An 18,665-nucleotide genomic window follows, 5' to 3' on the forward strand; every position below is an offset into this window, starting at 1 on the left:
CCAGCGAAGGATAGCGGGTGGCAGTCTGCGTGATCCTTTCCGCGGAGCCGACGTAACCCCGGGCACGTTCCCGCGCCGAGCGCCGCCGGTCCTCAGGACGGCGGCGGACCGCTCGTGGTGCCGATCCGCAGCGTGACGGGCAGCATCAGGTCCGGGGGGTGGCCGCCCGCGACGAGCTCCATCGCGGCCTGGGCGGCGGCGCGGCCCTTCTCGTCGCTCGGCTGCACCACCGTGGTGAGGCGCGTGGCGCCCAGCCAGGACAGGTCCGCCCCGTCGAACCCCGCGACGCTGACGTCCTCCGGCACCCGCAGCCCGAGGGCGGCCGCGGCCTGCAGGACACCGGCGGCGAGGACGTCGCTCTGGGCGATCACGGCGGTGGGGCGGCGGTGGGCCGGCACGTCGAGCAGGATCCGGCCGGCGGCGGCGCCCTCGGCGACGGCGTTGCTGGCGGTCTCGAACGCGGGCACCGGTCCGAAGACGTCCTCCACGCCCTCCAGCCGGTGGCGCACGTCGCGGTAGTGGGCGCGAGAGCGCCTGGCGGCGTCGACGAAGCCGCGGCGGCCGTCGAGGCGCAACGGCATCGTGAGTATCTCGACCCGGCGGTGGCCGAGGTCGTGCAGGTGCTGGGCGAGGTCACGGGTGCCGAGTCGGTCGTCGATGTCGACGAGCACGACGCCGTCCACCACCGGACCCTCGATGACGACGATGGGCACCCCGCGGGAGCGGAGCTGTTCGAGCGCGGGGTCGTCCTCGAGGCCGCAGGTGGCGAAGATCGCGGCGTCGAGGGGGATGCGGCCGATCTGTTCGGTGGAGGGGCGCCCGGTGTCGCCCGCGAGGAGCAGGAGCCCGACGCCGTGTGATCCGAGCACCTCGGTGATCCCGTCGAGGAGCTGGACGGCCACGGGGTCGCGGAAGGCGTAGAGCAGCCGCTCTCCGACGAACGCGCCGATCACCCCGCTACGGCCGCGACGCAGCGAGGCGGCGAGGGGGTCGGGTCCGGCGTAGCCCAGCTCGGCCGCGGCCGTCAGCACCCGTTCCCGCGTGCCGGCCGTGACCCGCGGGCTGCCGGAGAACGCCAGCGACGCCGTCGAGGGCGAGACCCCGGCGTGCGCCGCGACGGCTGCGAGCGTCGGGCGGGTGGACACGCTCGAACGGTAGCGGTGCCGCCGGATTACGGGTTGAGCCCCGCCGGGTCGACGCGTACCGTCAACGGCGATCGAATCGATTCGACGAGGAGCGCATGTTGACGACGACCGGGGTTCTGCCCGCCGCCGAGATCCTCCGTGCCCGCACGGCCGCCGTCATCGCGTTCGGCATGAACGGCCTCGCGTTCGCCTCGTTCATCTCCCGCACGCCGTCCATCCAGGGGGTGCTGGGCCTGTCCCTGGGGCAGCTCGGGCTGCTGCTGCTCTGCGTGTCCGGGGGTGCTGTCACCGGGCTCCCGCTCTCGGGGCCGATCGTGCACAAGCTCGGACCGGCTCGTGCCGTGCTCGCGGGTTCGCTGACGGTCAGCTCCGGGCTGGCCCTGCTGATCGTCGGCCTGTTCGCCGGGGCGGTCCCGCCGGCGGCGATCGGGCTGGTCCTCACGGGTCTGGGCGTCGGGGTCTGGGACGTCGCGATGAACGTCGAGGGCGCTGACGTCGAGCGCAGGCTCGGTCGTCCGCTCATGCCCCGGTTGCACGCGGCGTTCAGCCTCGGCACGGTGGCCGGCGCCGGGGTGGGTGCCGCGTCGGCCGCCACGGGCGTGCCGATCGAGGTCCAGCTGATCGTGGTCGCCGTGCTGATCCCCGTCGTGGTCACCGTCGCGACCCGCCGGTTCCTGCCCGTCCCGGTGTCCACCGAGGAGGAGAAGGCCGCGGGTTCCGGGGTGCTCGCGGCGTGGCGCGAGCCGCGAACGTTGCTGATCGGCCTGCTGGTGCTCGGCTTCGCGTTCACGGAGGGCTCGGCCAACGACTGGATCGCGCTGGCCCTGGTGAAGGGCTACGGCGCGAGCGAGGCGCTCGGGGCCGTTGCGTTCGGGTTCTTCGTCAGTGCGATGACGGTCGCGCGCTGGGTGGGGGTCCCGGTGCTGGAACGGTTCGGGCGGGTCGCCGTGCTGCGCGCCACCGCCGCATTCGCGCTCGTCGGCCTGTTGCTGGTGGTGTTCGGCGGGTCCACGCCGGTGGCGCTCTGCGGCGCCCTGCTCTGGGGGGTCGGGGCGTCGCTGGGCTTCCCCGTCGGGATGAGCGCCGCGGCGGACGACCCGGCCCGGGCCGCGGCCCGCGTCTCGGTGGTCAGCTCGATCGGCTACACGGCGTTCCTGGCAGGGCCCCCGCTGATCGGACTGCTCGGCGAGCACATCGGCATCCTGCGCGGGCTGTTGGTCGTGCTCGGGGCGTTGGTGCTGGGGCTGCTCGTCACGGGTGCCGCCAAGCCGCTGCCGGTCGCGGAGCCCGTCGACCGCTGAACGGCGCCCGGGCTGCCTCGAAGCCCAGGTTACGGTCGCTTTTCCGGGTCGATCCGGGTCTTGACGGCGGCCGATCTGGAGCGAACTCTGTTGCGAGTCGTGCACCACGTTCCGCACAGCGCTCCGGAGAACAGCATGATCCACGTCTGCGCGCTCGACGAGCTTCCCCGCGGCGGCGCCCGCCGCCTCCCACTCAGCCCGCCGGTCTCGGTGTTCCACACCGCGGACGGCGAGCTCTACGCCATCGACGATACGTGCACCCATCAGGACGCCTCGCTCGCCGACGGATGGCTCGAAGGTTGCGAGGTCGAATGCCCGCTGCACGCCGCGATCTTCGACCTGCGCACCGGTGAGCCCGACGGCCTGCTCGCCCGCGAGCCCGTCCGCACCCACCGGGTTGTCGTCGAGGCCGATGCCGTCTACGTCGTTCTATCCGGGGCCGGCGCCCTCGAAGCAGCGTCGTGAGCAGCCCCCGGGTCGTCGTCATCGGGGCCGGGGTGGTGGGAGCGGCCGTCGCCGACGAGCTCACCGCCCGCGGCTGGACCGACGTGACGGTCCTCGACCGGGGCGTCCTGCCGCTCCCGGGCGGGTCGTCGTCCCACGCTCCGGGTCTGGTGTTCCAGACCAACCCGTCGAAGACCATGGCCGGCTTCGCCCGCTACACGGTCGAGAAGCTGTCCGCGCTGGACGGGCCGTGGTGCTTCAACCCCGTCGGCGGCCTGGAGGTCGCGACGACGCCCGAGCGGCTCACCGACCTGCGTCGCCGTCACGGGTTGGCCACGAGCTGGGGCATCGACTCGCGGCTCGTCGATCCGGACGAGTGCGCGGCCCTGCACCCGCTGCTCGGCGCCGACCGGGTGCTGGGCGGGTTCCACACACCCACCGACGGGCTGGCCAAGGCGCCGCGGGCCGTCGCCGCGCAGCTCGCCAGGGCCACGGACCGCGGTGCCCGCGTGCTCGGCAACCACCGGGTGCTCGACGTGCTGTCGGAGAGGGGCCGGGTCACCGGCGTCCGCACCGACCACGGCGACGTGCCGGCCGATCTCGTCGTGTCGGCCACCGGGTTCTGGGGGCCGCAGACCGGCGCCATGGTCGACCTGACGATCCCGCTGCTGCCGATGGCCCACCAGTACGTGACGACCACGCCGGTGGCCGCGCTGGCCGGCCGCAACACCGACCTCGCCGAGGCGAGCGCGCCGATCCTGCGTCACCAGGACCGCGACCTGTACTTCCGCGAGCATGTCGACCGCGTCGGCATCGGCTCGTACGCGCACCGTCCGATGCCCGTCGACCTCGACGCGTTGCCGGTCGCAGGCATGCCCAGCGTGCTCGACTTCACCGCCGAGGACTTCGCGCCGTCCTGGGCCGATGCCCGCGAGCTGCTGCCGGCGCTGCGGGACGCCGGGATCGACACCGGTTTCAACGGCATCTTCTCCTTCACACCCGACGGGATGCCGCTCATCGGCGAGCATCCGGGGCTGGCCGGTTTCTGGGTGGCCGAGGCGGTCTGGGTGACCCACTCCTGCGGAGTCGGGCAGGCGCTCGCGCGCTGGCTGGTGGACGGCGAACCCGGCGTCGACGTGCACGAGTGCGACCTCAACCGGTTCGAGGAGGCGCAGCTCGCGCCGTCGTATGTGGAGACGCGCAGCGCGCAGAACTTCGTTGAGGTCTACGACATCCTGCATCCGCTGGAGCCGCCGGCGCAGCCGCGGCCGCTGCGGACGAGCCCGTTCCACGCCCGGCAGGTGGAGCTCGGGGCCGTCTTCCTGGAGGGCGCGGGCTGGGAGCGGCCGCACTGGTTCGAGGCCAACGCCGACCTGCCCGAGGTCGGACGGATCCCGGGGCGTGGGGAGTGGGCGTCGCGGTTCTGGTCGCCCATCGCGGGGGCGGAAGCTCTCGTCACGCGCGACCGGGTCGCCATGTACGACATGACCCCGCTCAAGCGCCTGGAGGTCACCGGGCCCGGCGCGCTGGATCTGCTGCAGCGGCTCACCACCAACAACCTGGACAAGAAGCCGGGCGCGGTCACCTACACCCTGCTGCTGGAACCGTCCGGTGGCATGCGCAGCGACCTCACCGTCGCGCGGCTGGGCGAGCAGCGGTTCCAGATCGGCGCCAACGGCAACCTGGACCTCGACCGGCTCACGCGCGAGGCGGCCGACGACGTCGTCATCCGCGACATCACCGGCGCCACCTGCTGCATCGGGCTCTGGGGACCGCGCGCCCGGGACGTGCTGGCCTCGGTCACCCGCGACGACGTGTCCCACGCCGGGTTCGGCTACTTCCGGGCCCGCCGGATCCATGCCGGCGGCGTGCCCGTCACGGCCATGCGGCTGTCGTACGTCGGTGAGCTGGGCTGGGAGCTGTACACGAGCGCCGAGCTGGGACTGCGGCTGTGGGACGTGCTGTGGGACGCCGGGCAGCGCCACGGTGTGATCGCCGCGGGCCGCAGCGCCTTCAACTCGCTGCGGCTGGAGAAGGGCTACCGCAGCGCAGGCACCGACATGACCACCGAACACGATCCGTACGAAGCCGGGCTGGGCTTCGCGGTGCGCCCCGGCTCCTACGTGGGGAGCGCGGCGATCGCCGGACGGGAGACGCCTGCCCGGCGGCTCGTCCCGCTGCTGCTCGACGACCCGGCCGACGTCGTCATGGGCAAGGAGCCGGTGTGGCACGCCGGTGAGCCCGCCGGGTACGTCACCAGCGCGGCCTACGGCTACACGATCGACGCGAGCATCGCCTACGCGTGGCTGCCTGCGGCCGTCGCCGAGCCCGGCACCCCGGTGCACGTGGAGTACTTCGGCGAGCGACTCGCGGCGGTGGTGGCCGCCGAGCCCCTCTTCGACCCCGAGATGAAGCGGATCAGGGCATGACCGCCCATGACGTGATCGTGGTCGGGCTGGGCGGGATGGGTTCGGCCGCGGCCCGGCACCTCGCGGCACGGGGGGTGCGGGTGCTCGGGCTCGAGCGGTTCACCCCGGCCCACGACCAGGGCTCCAGCCACGGGGGCTCGCGGATCATCCGGCAGTCGTACTTCGAGGACCCGGCCTACGTCCCGTTGCTGCTGCGGGCCTACGAGCTGTGGGCGGAGGCCGAGAAGGAGGCCGACGCCGACCTGCTCACCCTCACGGGCGGCCTCTACCTGGGACCGCCGGACAGCACGACCTTCTCCGGCAGCCTGCGAGCCGCCCAGGAGTGGGACCTGCCGCACGAGGTGCTTGAGCCCGACGCCGTGCGGGCCCGCTTCCCGACGTTCGACCCGGCCGCCGACGAGCTCGCCGTGTTCGAGGAGCGTGCGGGCTTCGTCCGTCCGGAGGCGGCCGTGGCCGCGCACCTGGAGCTCGCCGCCCGCGACGGGGCCGACCTGCGGTTCGGCCAGCAGGTGCTGTCCTGGGACTCGACGGGCGACGGCGTGTGCGTCCGCACCGCCCAGGGCGAGCACACGGCGGAACGGCTGGTGATCTCGCCGGGAGCGTGGGCGCCCAGCCTGCTCGCCGGGCTCGGGCTCCCGCTGCGCGTGGAACGTCAGGTGCAGTACTGGTTCGACCCGCCCGCCGGCGTCGAACCGTTCGCGGGCAACCCCGTGTACGTGGCGGAACAGGCCGGGGGAGCGCAGATCTACGGCTTCCCCGCCATGGACGGTCCAGGCGGCGGGGTGAAGGTCGCGTACTTCCGCCGTGGCCGCGACGCCGACCCGGACGCGCTCGACCGCGTGGTCACCGACGCCGAGGTCGAGGAGATGCGCACCCGCGTCGCCGACACCCTCCCCGGGCTGGCGGGGCCGGTCGTGAAGACGGTGCCGTGCATGTACACCACCACCCCCGACGAGCACTTCGTGATCGCCACCCACCCCGAGCACGCCAAGGTCACAGTGGCCTGCGGGTTCTCGGGGCACGGGTTCAAGTTCGTGCCGGTCGTCGGGGAGATCATCGCCGACCTGGCCACCACCGGGGCAACGGCGCACCCGATCTCCCTTTTCGACCCGAGGAGGTTCGCATGACCGCCGTGCAGACCAACCTGGACCGACCGTCCCTGCTCCGCACACTCCCGGGCTCGGCCTACACCGATCCGGCCGTGTTCGCCGCGGAGCAGGAGAAGATCTTCGAACGGCGCTGGACGTGTGTCGCGCTCGCCGCCGACCTCGCCGCGCCCGGCGCTTTCCGCACCGTGACCGTGGGCCGGGAGAGCGTGGTGCTCGTCCGCGGACGCGACGGCGCGGTGCGCGCGTTCCTCAACGTGTGCCGCCACCGCGGCGCCCGGCTGTGCACGGAGGAGACCGGGCAGCTGCGACGCAACCTGCAGTGCCCGTACCACGCGTGGACCTACGACCTCGCCGGGAAGCTCGTCGTCGCACCCAACCTGACCTCGATGCCCGACGTCGGCCGGGACGAGTACGGGCTGCTGGCCGTCCACCTGCGGGAGTGGCTGGGCTACGTGTGGATCTGCCTCGCCCCGGAGCCGCCCTCGTTCGAGACGGACGTGCTCGGCGAGGTCGTGACGCGCCTCGGGGACGTCACGGCGATCGACAGCTACGCCGTCGAGCGGCTCGCGCTGGGCCGCCGCATCACCTACGACGTGGCAGCGAACTGGAAGCTGATCGTCGAGAACTTCATGGAGTGCTACCACTGCGCGACGATCCACCCCGAGCTCACCGAGGTGCTGCCCGAGTTCGCCGACGGCTACGCGGCGCAGTACTACGTGGGGCACGGCGCGGAGTTCGGGGCGCAGATCAACGGCTTCACGGTCGACGGGAGCCCGGGCGCCGAGCGGCTCCCGGGCGTCACCGCCGACCAGGACCGGCGCTACTACGCGATCACGATCAAGCCGCAGGTCTTCGTCAACCTGGTGCCCGACCACGTGATCGTGCACCGCATGACCCCACTCGCCCCCGACCGCACGGTGGTGGAGTGCGACTGGCTCTTCGCCCCCGACGTGGTGGCGGCGGGCCGCGACCTCGGCCCGTCGGTCGAACTCTTCCACCGCGTCAACGCCCAGGACTTCGACGCGTGCGAGCGCACCCAGCCGGGAATGAGCAGCCGCGCCTACCGGGAGGGCGGCGTGCTCGTTCCCAGCGAGCACCACATCGGACGGTTCCACACCTGGGTGGTCGATCAGCTGGCGTGAGCCCGGCTGGTTGCAGGATCTGCGCTGCCCGCACCGCTGTCGTTCAGGGAGTCCACGCCGGGTTGCGTCCGGTCAGTGCGACGGTCCGGTCCAGGAGCGGGGCAGTTGCGGGCAGCGGCACCTCCGGACCGAACAGCCCCATCTCCCGCCCCTGCTCGGCCATGCCGACCGCCGCGTCGTGCGCCGCGCCCACTACCTCGGCGGGCCAGTCGGGCCGGGTGCCCGCGCTGCGGGCGAGGTCCCAGCCGTGCACCACGAGCTCGCCGAGCACCATGCCGCCGATCATCCCGGCCGGCATGGGGTCGGGTGCGCCCATCGAGGTCGTCCCTTCCCACGCCGCTGGATCGGACCAGGCCGCGGCCACGTCGACGCAGGCGGTCTCCAGCGCCGGGGACCAACCGGTGAGGTCGATGTCCTGCTCCCTGGCGGCGATCGGTACCGGCACTGCCCGGCGGCCCGCCGCCGCGAGGAACGGCGACCAGTGCAGCAGGTGTCGGACGAGGGCGCCGAGATCCCAGCCGGCGCAGGGGGTCGGCGTGTCCAGCGGGGTGGCCGCTGCCGTCCGGACGATCTCGGTGTACCCGGCGGCGGCCCGGACGAGTGCGTCCGCGGGGAGGAGTGCGATGCCCATGAGCGGGACGCTAGGGCCGGGCCGCTGCACAGTCTTGAAGGAACGCGACACTGGGGGCATGCCCGTCGCGGACTGTGACCCGCGCGAGCTCGACGGCGCGTGGAGCCGCCACCAGCGGCACACGTTCACCGAGCCCGCGCCCGGCCTCGCGCCGTTCGTCGAGCACTTCTGGGTCGTGGAGTGGAGCTACGCCACCCCGTATCGGCAGAAGGTGGTGCCGTACCCGCACGTACACGTCACGGTGCGGCCCGGTGGCAGGCCCGAGGTGGCGGGGGTGGCGAGCCGGCATGTCGTCAAGGAACTGGCCGGAACCGGCACCGTGGTGGGTGCGCAGTTCCGCCCCGGTGCCTTCCGGCCGCTGCTCGACGGCCCCGTGTCGGCGCTGACCGGCCGGATGGTGCCGGGCGCCGAGGTCCCTGGGCTCCGGCGGTGGGCGCCTCCCGAGCCGGTGGACGTCGCCGGGCTCGAGCGCTGGTTGCTGCAGGTGCTGCCGGAGCCGGACCCGGTCGGTCAGGAGGCGGCCGCCGTGGTGGCGCTCGTCGCCGCGGACCGGGACATCACCAGAGTCGACCAGCTCGCCGGTGTCACGGGCACGAGCGTGCGCGGGCTCCAGCGGCTGTTCGCGGAGTACGTGGGGGTCGGGCCCAAGTGGGTGATCCGCCGCTACCGACTCCACGAGGTGACCGGACGGATGGCGGCGGGCGCCCGGGTCGATTGGGCGGCCCTCGCCGCGGACCTGGGCTACGCCGACCAGGCCCACCTCAGCCGCGACTTCGCCGACGTCTTCGGGGAGCCGCTCACGCAGTACGCCCGCCGCTATCCCGCTAGTGCTTCGGGAGGGTCGCCGTCAGCGAGTACAGGCGGGTGATCTGGACGGGGTTCTCGTTGTCGTCACTGACCAGCAGCAGCTTCAGGCGGCCGCCCTCGTGCCGGGTGACGGCGATCCCCTCGATGTTGTCCAGCAGCGGGTTGGTCTGGGGCTGCTTGGCGGTCGCGCCGAGCGTCGGGCACTTCCCGATGTCGGCGAGCAGGGTCTTGCCGATGAGGTGGGCCTTCGTCTGCGGGGTGAGGTCCTGCACCGTGCTGACGTCCGTCGCGCCACGCGGGTCGGCGACGTAGAGGCGGACCGTGTTGCCGACGCCATCGGTGAAGCCCCGCTCCAGCACGAGCAGCCGGCCGTCCCCGGTCGCGGCGATGTCGGAGATGCCGAGACCGGGGTCGCCGCGATAGGCGTACTGGGCGCCGAGGGTGAAGTCCGCCTTCGGGTTCGGGCGGGTCCAGGTCTGGAAGCGGTGGAGGTCGGGATCGTCGCCGCTGAGCGGGCCCTCCATCGAGGCGATCAGGGTGCGATCGCCGGGCTGCAGGGTCAGCCCCTCGAAGGTCGAGTTCGTCGTGGCGCGCCCGGCCGGTGCCACCCGCAGGGCGTCGGGCACGGGGAGCCGGCCCAGGAGCTTGCCGTCCCGCGTGTAGTGGCGGATCGACGGCTCGACCTCGGACGTGATGAGCCGGGTGTCGTCGGGCTCGATCGCGATGCCCTCGGAGTCGAGCGGCTTCCCGTTCTCGTCCGCAAGGGGCACCACGTGCGTGGGCTTCTTCGTGCGCGGGTCGAGTGTGAAGAGCGCCGACCGGTCCGAGAGCGCGTCGATGCTGCCGTCCCGATCGACCGCGAGCGCCGAGAGGTTGCCGACGATCGTGTTGTCGAAGGTGGTCTTGTCGAGCTCGTCGGAGAACGAGTTGATGTCCACCGACGGCGAGCAGGCGTTACCGGTGTCCGGGGTGGCCGCGCTCGCCGGCGCGGCCGGTGCGGCGACGGTGCCGATGGCGACCGCCGCCAGTGCGGCGGTGAGGCTGAGTGCAGCGCGCGTGATCACGCGGCCACGCTAGAGGACCGTCACCCTGGGTGACGCGCCGTTGTGATCCACACCGCGGAACGGGAAGTTCGCGAGATGGACATCAGCGTTGTTCGACGCAGAAGAGACAACGCTGGTGTCCATCTCACGCTGGGAAATCCGCGAAACGCCTCGGGACTTCGAGGGCTCCGCGATGCTCCTGGCGTGGCGCTGCCCGATGTGTTCCGGGGGTCCGCCGCGGTGCGAGCCGGGATGGTGACCAAGGCTCAGCTGCGCGGCCCGAGATACGTCCGCCTCTTCCCCGACATCTACACCCCGGCCCGGGCGGAGCCTCCGGACCCGGTGCTGCGTTCCCGGGCCGCCTACCTGCTCGGCGGAGGTCGGGCAGTGGTGTCGGGGTACTCGGCGGCCGCGCTGCTCGGCGCCTCCTGCGGACCGCAGGGTGCACCCGCGGAACTGACGGTGCCCGGCGGCGGAACCCGGTCGCACCCCGGCCTGGTGCTGCACCGCGACCGGCTGGCCCGCGACGAGGTGCAGCGGTGCAACGGGGTACTGGTCACCACGCCCGTGCGGACGGCCTACGACCTGGCCAGGTGGCAGGAGCCGGTGGAGGCTGTCGTTGCCGTCGATGCCTTGGCCAACCGTGGCCGTTTCGCTCCCGAGCAGATCCTGCGGCTCGCCGCCCGGTATCCGCGGGCTCGTGGCCGCTCCGGCCTCCCGCGCGCCGTCTCGCTGTCGGACGCCCGCGCAGGCTCGCCGATGGAGACACGGTTGCGCCTGGTGCTCGTGCTGCGTGGGTTGCCCGTACCCGAGGTGCAGTACCCGGTGCTCGACGACCGCGCGCGCCGGGCGGTCTGGCTGGACATGGCTTACCCGGAGCAGCGGATCGGCATCGAGTACGAAGGCGCTGACCACGGGAGCCCCGAGCGCGTGCTGCGGGACGTGGGCCGGTACACGGCGCTGGTGGATCAGGGCTGGCGGATGTACCGCTTCGCGAAGTACGAGGTGTACGGCGAACCGGACGAGATCGCGGCGAAGATCGGCCGCGCGCTCGGGGCCTGAGATGGACACCAGCGCTGTCGGACCCCGGCCCGGCAGCGCTGGTGTCCATCTCACCGCCCGAACCAGCCCATCCTCCTGCTCATCTCGGCCGCAGCCAGGCAGAGCGGGGTCGTCATCTCCGACAGGCGGTCGTCGTCCATCCGGTAGGCCGGTCCGCTCACGCTCAGCGCCGCGATCAGCTCGCCGGAACGGTCGAAGACGGGGGCGGCCGCGGCGTTCAGCCCGACCTCGTACTCCTCGACGACCACCGCGACGCCGGCCTCGCGCACCCGGTCGAGTTCGGCATCGAGGGCTTCAGCGGAGGTGACCGTGCTCGGGGTGAGCGCCGGCATCCCGGACGCGGCGAGCAGCGCGGCCCGCCGGTCGGTGTCGAGATGGGCGAGCAGCACCTTCCCGCTCGAGGTGCAATGCAGCGGCGTGAGGCGCCCGATCCAGTTGTGGGTGGCGACGGTGGACGAGCCCATGGCCTGGTCGATGTTGACGGCCCAGTGCTCCTGCCGGACGGCCACGTTGATGGTCTCGCCCAGATCGGCGGCCAACTGCTCGTACACGGCGCGGCCCTGGCGCGTGACCTCCAGGCGGTCGGCGACCGCTCCGGCCAGCGGGATCAGGCCGAACCCGAGCCGGTACTTGCCGCGATCACCGGCCTGTTCGACGAGGCCGCGACCCTCCAGAGCGCCGAGGAGCCGGAAGGCGGTGGACTTGTGGACGTCGATCTCCGCGGCCAGTTCGCTGACCCCCGCCTCGCCCCGCCGGGCCAGGATCTCCAGCACGCTGATCGCCCGATCCACCGACTGAACTCCGCCGTCCCGACCCCCTGTGTTGCCCATAACGAAACTATATGCATCTATCTGACGTCCGCGCTTGACGTCCGGATCGTTCTGAGGACGATCTACGCGTGCCCAGCCAGCTAGTTGATGGATCATGGATCACGGGATCCGGCGGAACCGCCGAGGTGATCAACCCGTTCGACGCGAGCGTGCTCGAAACGGTCGATCAAGCCGGCCCTGACGACGTCGATCGGGCGGTGCTCGCGGCCCGGGCCGCGTTCGACACGGGGCCGTGGCGCCGTGTCCCGGCGGTCGAGCGCGGGGCGCTGCTGCGGCGCGTTGCCGACCTGCTCGCGCGGGACAAGGAGGAGATCGCCCGCACCGAGACGCTCGACACCGGCAAGACGCTCGTGGAGAGCCGCATCGACGTCGACGACGTCACGGCGGTCTTCCGCTACTACGCCGACCTCGCAGGCAAGGACGCGGGCCGCATCGTCGACACCGGGCAGGCGCACGTCCTGAGCCGGGTCGTGCCCGAGCCCATCGGCGTGTGCGTGCTCATCACCCCGTGGAACTACCCGCTGCTGCAGCTGTCGTGGAAGGTCGCGCCCGCGATCGCGGCAGGCAACACGATGGTGATCAAGCCGAGCGAGGTGACGCCACTGACGAGCGTGCTGCTGGTGCGGCTGCTCGAGGAGGCGGGCGTGCCGGCGGGCGTGGTCAACATCCTGCTCGGTGACGGCCGCAGCGTCGGCGCTCCCCTCACGGAGCATCCGGCCGTCGACATGGTCAGCTTCACCGGCGGCCTCACCACCGGTCAGGCGATCATCCGGGCGTCCGCGGCCACGGTGAAGCGGGTGGCCGTCGAGCTCGGCGGCAAGAACCCCAACATCGTCTTCGCCGACACCGACTTCGAGACCGCGGTCGACTACGCGCTCACTGCGGTGTTCCTCCACTCCGGACAGGTCTGCTCGGGGGGCGCCCGGCTGATCGTGCAGGACGAGATGCACGACGACCTGGTGGCCGAGGTCGGACGGCGCGCCGAGCTGATCCGGCTGGGCAACGGCCTGGACGAGGGCAGTGAGGTCGGTCCGCTGGTGTCGGCGGCCCACCGCGCCAAGATCGAGGACTACGTGGCGTCGGCACAGGCCGAGGGCGCCCGGCTGGTGACGGGCGGGCGCCGGCCGGAGGAGCCCGAACTGCAGAAGGGCTACTTCTACCGGCCCACCGTGTTCGCCGACGTGCACCGCCGGATGCGCGTGGTCCGCGAGGAGACCTTCGGCCCGATCCTCACCGTGGAGCGGTTCGCGGACGAGGAGGAGGCCATCGCGCTCGGCAACGACACCGAGTACGGCCTCGCGGGTGCGGTGTGGACGGCCGACATCGGCCGCGCCGAGCGGGTGGCGCGAGCCCTGCGGCACGGCACGGTGTGGATCAACGACTACCACCCGTACATCCCCGGTGCGGAGTGGGGCGGTTTCAAGCGTTCGGGGAACGGACGGGAACTCGGCCCGACGGGGCTGGCCGAGTACCAGGAACACAAGCACATCTGGCACAACACCGCGCCCAAGCCGGTGCGGTGGTTCACGCATTAATCCCCCATTCAGCAGGAGGTCCGCGGTGAGCGCTCCCCAGGACGACGGGCTCGCCGAATTCGGCTACAGCCAGTCGCTCGACCGCAGCATCGGAAAGTTCGCCAGCTTCGCTGCTGGTATCAGCTACATCTCGATCCTGACGGGCACGTTCCAGCTCTTCTACTTCGGTTACGCCTTCGGCGGCCCCGCCTACTGGTGGTCGTGGCCGCTGGTGTTCTTCGGCCAGGTCATGGTGGCGCTGTGCTTCGCGGAGCTGGCCGCGCGGTACCCCGTGGCCGGCTCGGTCTACAACTGGTCGAAGCGCCTCGCCGGCCCCACGACGTCCTGGCTCGCGGGCTGGATGATGTTCATGGCCTCGGTGGTCACGATCGCCGCGGTCGCACTCGGCTACCAGACCACGCTGCCGCAGATCTGGAGCGGCTTCCAGCTCATCGGGGACGGGTCGGGAGACACCGACTTCGCGGTCTCCGGCGTGCTCTGGGGCATCGTCCTCGTCGCCTTCACGACGATCGTCAACGCCATCGGCGTGAAGCTGATGTCCCGGATCAACAGCGTCGGGGTCTTCATCGAGCTCATCGCCGCCGTGATCCTGGTGGTGCTGCTCGCGATCAACATCATCAACCCGCCCACGGTGCTGCTCGACACCCAGGGCCTCGGCGCGGGAACGAACCTCGGCTACTTCGGGCCGTTCCTCATCGCCACGCTCGCCAGCGCCTACGTCATGTACGGCTTCGACACCGCCAGCTCGCTCGGTGAGGAGACCGTCGACCCGCGACGCACGGCGCCCTCGGCGATCCTGCGTGCCGTGATCGCGTCGTTCATCATCGGCGGGCTGATCCTGCTCTTCGCCATCCTCGCCGCTCCTGACCTCTCCGACCCGGCGATCGCGGAGAACGGCCTGCAGTACATCGTCCTGGCCGTGCTCGGTGGTCCCACCGGCACCGTCCTGCTCTTCGCGGTGATCATCGCGATCACGGTCTGCGCGCTCGCCGTGCACACCGCGGCGATCCGGCTCATGTTCGCGATGGCCCGTGACAACGCGCTCCCGGGCGCCGTGCGGCTCGCCCACCTCGACCCCAAACGCAAGACCCCCCTCGTCCCGGCGGTGCTGATCGGCGTGGCCGCGGTGCTGATCCTCGTGGTCAACATCGGCTCCCGGGAGATCTTCACGGCGGTCACCAGCGTCGCGATCATCATGATCTACATCGCGTACCTGCTGGTGACGGCGCCGATGCTGGTCAAGCGGTTCCGCGGCGAGTGGCCGGGGCCGTCGGCAGGGAGGGACGGCTACTTCTCGCTCGGACGCTGGGGCCTGCCGGTCAACATCATCGCCGTGCTGTGGGGCGGGCTGATGGCCCTCAACCTCGCCTGGCCCCGCCCGGAGGTCTACGGCGAGGGCGTGCTGGCCTGGACCGCGTTCATCTTCATCGGCGCGGTGGTCGTCATCGGGCTGGGCTGGTTCCTGCTGCGCGGCCGGCACCAGGCCGGCACCCTCCCCGAGCACCTCGCGAAGCAGCTAGACGTCGACCCGGCGCCCCGGCGCGCCGACCAGTTCCCGGAGGGGAGCCAGGCGTGAGCGACGTGTTCGACTACGTGATCGTCGGCGGCGGCTCGTCGGGCTGCGCTCTCGCCGCCCGGCTGTCCGAGGACCCGGACGTGACGGTGTGCCTGCTCGAAGCGGGTCCGTCCGATGTGGACGACCCGGTGATCCTCAAGCTCACCGACTGGATGGCGCTGCTCGACTCCGGCTACGACTGGGACTACCTCGTCGAGCCGCAGGAGCACGGCAACAGCTTCCTGCGCCACGCGCGGGGGAAGGTGCTCGGCGGGTGCTCGTCGCACAACTCGTGCATCGCGTTCTGGACGCCGCGCGAGGACCTCGACGAATGGGCGTCGATGGGCTGCGATGGCTGGAGCGCCGACGAGTGCTGGCCGCTGATCGAGCGCCTCGAGACCAACGACGGGCCCTGGTCGGGGCACGGCCGCTCGGGACCCGTCACGATCATGCAGGTCGAGCCGGACGACCCGTGCGGCGTGGCGGTGCTGGAGGCGGCCGCGGCCGTCGGGCTGCCGACCGTGCGGTTCAACGACGGCTCCACGGTCTGTGAGGGCGCCGGGTTCTTCCAGATCAACCGGGAGCCCGACGGCACGCGCGCGTCATCGTCGCGGGCGTACCTGCACCCGATCATGGGCTCGCGCCCGAACCTGGAGATCCGCACGGGCGCCTGGGCGTCACGGGTGCTGTTCGAGGGCAACCGCGCCACCGGCGTCGAGTACCAGCAGGACATCGGCCCCGGCCGGCGCGCGGTCACGGCGCGCCGGGAGGTGGTGCTGTCGGCCGGGTCGATCGACACGCCGAAGCTGCTGATGCTCTCCGGGATCGGACCGGCCGAGCACCTGCGCGAGTTCGGCATCGACGTGCTGGTGGACGCGCCGGGCGTCGGGTCCAATCTGGACGACCACGTCGAGGGCCTCGTGATGTGGGAGGCGGCCAAGCCGATGGTCACCCGGTCCACCCAGTGGTGGGAGATCGGGCTGTTCACACGTACCGAGCCCGGCCTCGACCGGCCGGACCTGATGATGCACTACGGCTCGGTGCCGTTCGACCTGAACACCGTGCGTTGGGGCTACCCGACCACCGACAACGGGTTCTGCCTCACCCCGAACGTCACGCGGGGCCGGTCGCGGGGCACCGTGCGGCTGCGCACGCGCGACTTCCGGGACCGGCCCAAGGTCGACCCGCGCTACTTCACCGACCCCGAGGGCCACGACATGGCCGTGATGCTCGCCGGGTTGAAGCTCGCTCGCCGTATCGGCGAACAGCAGCCGCTCGAGGGGTGGGTGGCGCGCGAGCTGGCGCCCGGACCGGACGTGGTCACCGACGACGAGCTGATGGACTACGTCACCAAGACGCACAACACCGTCTACCACCCGGCGTGCACCGCGAAGATGGGGCCGGCCGGCGACCCGATGGCCGTGGTGGACCCGCAGTTGCGGGTGCGCGGGGTGGACGGGCTGCGAGTGGCGGACGCGTCGATCCTGCCGTTCCTGCCGGCGATCAACCCCAACATCACATGCATGATGATCGGGGAGAAAGCGAGCGAACTGCTCCGGCGATGATGTGACGTCCGGTGGTGGCGATGATGCGGTGGAGCGCATGTCAGAACAGCCGAACTGGGCCGACGGCGACCGGTTCGTCGTCTTCGCGAGCGACCGGGGCGCACCGCGGCACCCTGACTGGTTCCATAACGTGGTCGCGAGCTCGTCCGTGCAGGTGGAGGTCGGTGACGAGACGCTTCCCGCCGTCGCGACGGTGGCGGAGGAGCCGGAGCGCAGCGAGCTGTTCGCCCGGCAGGCGGCCACCCTGCCCCGGTTCGGGGAGTGCCAGGAGAAGACGAGCCGGACCATTCCGGTGGTGATCCTCACCCCGGCCCCGCGCCGGTGAGCTACTGAAAGGAGACGAAGACCGGTGCTTCGGGCCCGACCGCCATTGTCTGGGCAGGAGTGAACATCGGGCGGTCCTCGTCGTAGAAGTTCTTCCAGCCCCAGTGAATTCCGGACGGCTCGGCCTCGTGCAGCGTGGCCCACGTCTGGAGCTTCAGGTCGGGAGTGCCGAATCCGTCGGCGTGCAGGATGACGCCCAGTTCGTCGCGCGAGGTGTCGAGCTTCTCCCGTCCGCTGATCATGCTGAGCCGGAACTGGTGCACCATGAGCAGCTTCTGCGGGAGCACGCGGTCGCGGGTGAGGTCGGCGAGCCAGGTGATCACGGAGTTGACCTCGTCGACGCCGACCGAACCGATCTGGGTGCGGTGGTGCTGCTGCGGGGCGAGCCGCCACTCGGGGTCCAGCGCCAGCCCCACGTGCGGCTGCGCGAGCAACTCCTCGTAGCGCCGGGCCTGGCTGAGGAAGTCGCTGCGACCCGGCTGCAGGTCGAGCACGACGTAGACACCGGCTCCGCGTGCAGCGTCCACCCACGGGCGGAGTTCCTCCACCGACGACTCTGCGGAGTAGTCGCCGTCCGGGCCCGGCCCGGAGTCGGCGACAGTGGTGATCATCTCGAACGCCGGCACGACCGGTTCGCCCACCAGCGGCTGGTACTCGGCCGCGAGGGCCTGCGCACGCGTCACCGACTCCTCGACGCCCTGCTCGCCGAGCACACCGAGCGCCGGCGCTCCGGGATGGCCGTAGAGGGCGACCATGCGCCGTCCGGGAAACAGCACCTGGCCGCCCCCGGGAAGCTGCACCCCGGTGGCGGCGACGGCGAGCCGCCGGTTGAGCACCTCGGCCGTACCGAACGCGGTACCGAGGGCGAGCACACGCTCGGGACGCCGCGGCGGTTCGGACGCGATGCGGGGGTCGGCGCCGGGCACGACGACCACCTCGGCACCGGAGGCGCGTGCAGTGGCGGTCGCGGCGGCCTGAGCAGGGGAGTCCTGGGCCAGCACCAGCACCGACGGCCGCCGCGGCGGTGCGGTGACCGCCGGCAGCGCCGCCTCGTCGGTGACGATCTCTGTGGAGCCGTCGGTGGCCGACGCCCAGTCGGCGGCCCCGTCGCCGACGGCCAGCAGGGTCCGCGCACCGAGCCGGGACAGCTCGGCGCGCACCCCGGCCGCGTCCCCGTCGGCGGGGGTCAACAACAGCGGCGCCCCGATCCGCTCCGCGACCGCGGGCGCCTGCCCGGCCTCGTCACCCGCCGCGGTGAGCACCACCACCGGTGCGGTCGCGTAGAGCGCGGCGCTGGTGGCCACAGCGAGCGCGGCGGGATCGTCGGTGGGGAGAACGGTGGTGGCCGCGACCGGCGCCGTGACCTGCGGGGCGAGCGGAACGGGCGGTGCGGGCGGCGCGGGCGCGGTGCAGGCGCCGATCAGCAGGAAGGCCACGAGGACGGCCACGACGGCCACCCAACGGTGCCGGGACGAGCCGCCGTCCGGCGCAGGACGGCGCGTCCGATCGCGGTACCGCCCGGAGCGTTCAGCGCATCCCCCCACCGTGTCGGACGGTAGCTGACTGTGCGCCCCCGATCATGCTGAAACGACGCGCGAACGGGCGAATCCCCGGGGCCGCCACCCCGCCGCCGCGAGCAACGCCGTGATCCGGCGAGATGATCATTCTGAGATCCGGGTGTCGGCCCTGGGGAGGGCGGATCGGTGAATCTCGCAGCGTTGCTGGGCGACTCGGGCGCCAGAA

The 18,665-nt window shown here is 72.0% G+C and carries 16 protein-coding genes; 11 read left to right on the plus strand and 5 right to left on the minus strand.

Going from position 1 to position 18,665, the window contains the following annotated elements; translation table 11 throughout:
* Positions 1–92: 92 nt before the first annotated feature.
* On the minus strand, positions 93–1,145 hold the full coding sequence (locus AC5L35_RS18395) for a LacI family DNA-binding transcriptional regulator (RefSeq protein ID WP_495060872.1): 1,053 nt from the start codon (positions 1,143–1,145) through the stop codon (positions 93–95).
* Positions 1,146–1,240: 95 nt separating this feature from the next.
* On the opposite strand from AC5L35_RS18395, the gene AC5L35_RS18400 reads away from it, so the two are divergent.
* The 5 genes from AC5L35_RS18400 to AC5L35_RS18420 all read left to right on the plus strand — a co-directional run bounded on the left by AC5L35_RS18400 (position 1,241) and on the right by AC5L35_RS18420 (position 7,570).
* The gene (locus tag AC5L35_RS18400) at positions 1,241–2,446 is read left to right on the plus strand and encodes an MFS transporter (RefSeq protein WP_495060873.1); all 1,206 of its coding nucleotides are present in this window, start codon (positions 1,241–1,243) and stop codon (positions 2,444–2,446) included.
* 135 nt (positions 2,447–2,581) lie between these two features.
* Positions 2,582–2,911: a bifunctional 3-phenylpropionate/cinnamic acid dioxygenase ferredoxin subunit gene (locus tag AC5L35_RS18405; RefSeq protein WP_495060874.1), complete on the plus strand. Its 330-nt coding sequence runs from the start codon at positions 2,582–2,584 to the stop codon at positions 2,909–2,911.
* Positions 2,908–5,319: a GcvT family protein gene (locus AC5L35_RS18410; RefSeq protein ID WP_495060875.1), complete on the plus strand. Its 2,412-nt coding sequence runs from the start codon at positions 2,908–2,910 to the stop codon at positions 5,317–5,319. The genes AC5L35_RS18405 and AC5L35_RS18410 overlap by 4 nt, the downstream gene beginning before the upstream one ends.
* On the plus strand, positions 5,316–6,446 hold the full coding sequence (solA, locus tag AC5L35_RS18415; protein WP_495060876.1) for an N-methyl-L-tryptophan oxidase: 1,131 nt from the start codon (positions 5,316–5,318) through the stop codon (positions 6,444–6,446). Before AC5L35_RS18410 ends, solA begins: the two co-directional genes overlap by 4 nt.
* Positions 6,443–7,570 carry an aromatic ring-hydroxylating oxygenase subunit alpha gene (locus AC5L35_RS18420; RefSeq protein ID WP_495060877.1) on the plus strand — a complete coding sequence of 376 codons (1,128 nt, stop codon included), beginning with the start codon at positions 6,443–6,445 and terminating at the stop codon, positions 7,568–7,570. The genes solA and AC5L35_RS18420 overlap by 4 nt, the downstream gene beginning before the upstream one ends.
* A gap of 43 nt (positions 7,571–7,613) precedes the next feature.
* Here the strand turns inward: AC5L35_RS18420 and AC5L35_RS18425 are convergent, their stop codons facing one another.
* A complete protein-coding gene (locus tag AC5L35_RS18425) occupies positions 7,614–8,201 on the minus strand; it encodes a TIGR03086 family metal-binding protein (protein ID WP_495060878.1) in 588 nt (195 codons plus the stop codon).
* Between the two features lie 58 nt (positions 8,202–8,259).
* Here AC5L35_RS18425 and AC5L35_RS18430 point away from each other — a divergent pair, with 58 nt between their 5' ends.
* A complete protein-coding gene (locus tag AC5L35_RS18430) occupies positions 8,260–9,069 on the plus strand; it encodes a DUF6597 domain-containing transcriptional factor (protein WP_495060879.1) in 810 nt (269 codons plus the stop codon).
* Here AC5L35_RS18430 and AC5L35_RS18435 read toward each other — a convergent pair.
* A complete protein-coding gene (locus tag AC5L35_RS18435) occupies positions 9,026–10,072 on the minus strand; it encodes an esterase-like activity of phytase family protein (RefSeq protein WP_495060880.1) in 1,047 nt (348 codons plus the stop codon). The genes AC5L35_RS18430 and AC5L35_RS18435 overlap by 44 nt on opposite strands.
* Before the next feature lie 183 nt (positions 10,073–10,255).
* Here AC5L35_RS18435 and AC5L35_RS18440 point away from each other — a divergent pair, with 183 nt between their 5' ends.
* On the plus strand, positions 10,256–11,113 hold the full coding sequence (locus tag AC5L35_RS18440; RefSeq protein WP_495060881.1) for an endonuclease domain-containing protein: 858 nt from the start codon (positions 10,256–10,258) through the stop codon (positions 11,111–11,113).
* A gap of 50 nt (positions 11,114–11,163) precedes the next feature.
* Here the strand turns inward: AC5L35_RS18440 and AC5L35_RS18445 are convergent, their stop codons facing one another.
* Positions 11,164–11,943, minus strand: coding sequence for an IclR family transcriptional regulator (locus AC5L35_RS18445; RefSeq protein WP_495060882.1), 780 nt, complete (start codon positions 11,941–11,943; stop codon positions 11,164–11,166).
* Positions 11,944–12,011: 68 nt separating this feature from the next.
* Between AC5L35_RS18445 and AC5L35_RS18450 the strand changes: the two genes are divergently transcribed.
* The 4 genes from AC5L35_RS18450 to AC5L35_RS18465 are packed head-to-tail and all read left to right on the plus strand — an operon-like array spanning position 12,012 to position 16,923.
* Positions 12,012–13,478, plus strand: coding sequence for an aldehyde dehydrogenase family protein (locus AC5L35_RS18450; RefSeq protein ID WP_495060883.1), 1,467 nt, complete (start codon positions 12,012–12,014; stop codon positions 13,476–13,478).
* A 25-nt stretch (positions 13,479–13,503) separates the two neighbouring features.
* Positions 13,504–15,054 carry an APC family permease gene (locus AC5L35_RS18455; RefSeq protein ID WP_495060884.1) on the plus strand — a complete coding sequence of 517 codons (1,551 nt, stop codon included), beginning with the start codon at positions 13,504–13,506 and terminating at the stop codon, positions 15,052–15,054.
* On the plus strand, positions 15,051–16,598 hold the full coding sequence (locus tag AC5L35_RS18460) for a GMC family oxidoreductase (protein WP_495060885.1): 1,548 nt from the start codon (positions 15,051–15,053) through the stop codon (positions 16,596–16,598). The genes AC5L35_RS18455 and AC5L35_RS18460 overlap by 4 nt, the downstream gene beginning before the upstream one ends.
* Before the next feature lie 37 nt (positions 16,599–16,635).
* Entirely contained in the window at positions 16,636–16,923 is a 288-nt protein-coding gene (locus AC5L35_RS18465; protein ID WP_495060886.1) for a nitroreductase/quinone reductase family protein, read from the plus strand.
* Between the two features lies 1 nt (position 16,924).
* On the opposite strand, the gene AC5L35_RS18470 is transcribed toward AC5L35_RS18465, so the two are convergent.
* Positions 16,925–18,370, minus strand: a complete 1,446-nt coding sequence (locus AC5L35_RS18470) for a hypothetical protein (RefSeq protein WP_495060887.1) — start codon at positions 18,368–18,370, stop codon at positions 16,925–16,927.
* Positions 18,371–18,665 lie beyond the last annotated feature (295 nt).

It is taken from the genome of Pseudonocardia sp. OZ21 (assembly GCF_059359135.1).

Coding starts and splice junctions, on each gene's coding strand:
- AC5L35_RS18445 (WP_495060882.1), bottom strand. CDS start 11,943: ATGGGCAACACAGGGGGTCGGGACGGCGGAGTTCAGTCGGTGGATCGG.
- AC5L35_RS18405 (WP_495060874.1), top strand. CDS start 2,582: ATGATCCACGTCTGCGCGCTCGACGAGCTTCCCCGCGGCGGCGCCCGC.
- AC5L35_RS18430 (WP_495060879.1), top strand. CDS start 8,260: ATGCCCGTCGCGGACTGTGACCCGCGCGAGCTCGACGGCGCGTGGAGC.
- AC5L35_RS18425 (WP_495060878.1), bottom strand. CDS start 8,201: ATGGGCATCGCACTCCTCCCCGCGGACGCACTCGTCCGGGCCGCCGCC.
- solA (WP_495060876.1), top strand. CDS start 5,316: ATGACCGCCCATGACGTGATCGTGGTCGGGCTGGGCGGGATGGGTTCG.
- AC5L35_RS18420 (WP_495060877.1), top strand. CDS start 6,443: ATGACCGCCGTGCAGACCAACCTGGACCGACCGTCCCTGCTCCGCACA.
- AC5L35_RS18400 (WP_495060873.1), top strand. CDS start 1,241: ATGTTGACGACGACCGGGGTTCTGCCCGCCGCCGAGATCCTCCGTGCC.
- AC5L35_RS18465 (WP_495060886.1), top strand. CDS start 16,636: ATGTCAGAACAGCCGAACTGGGCCGACGGCGACCGGTTCGTCGTCTTC.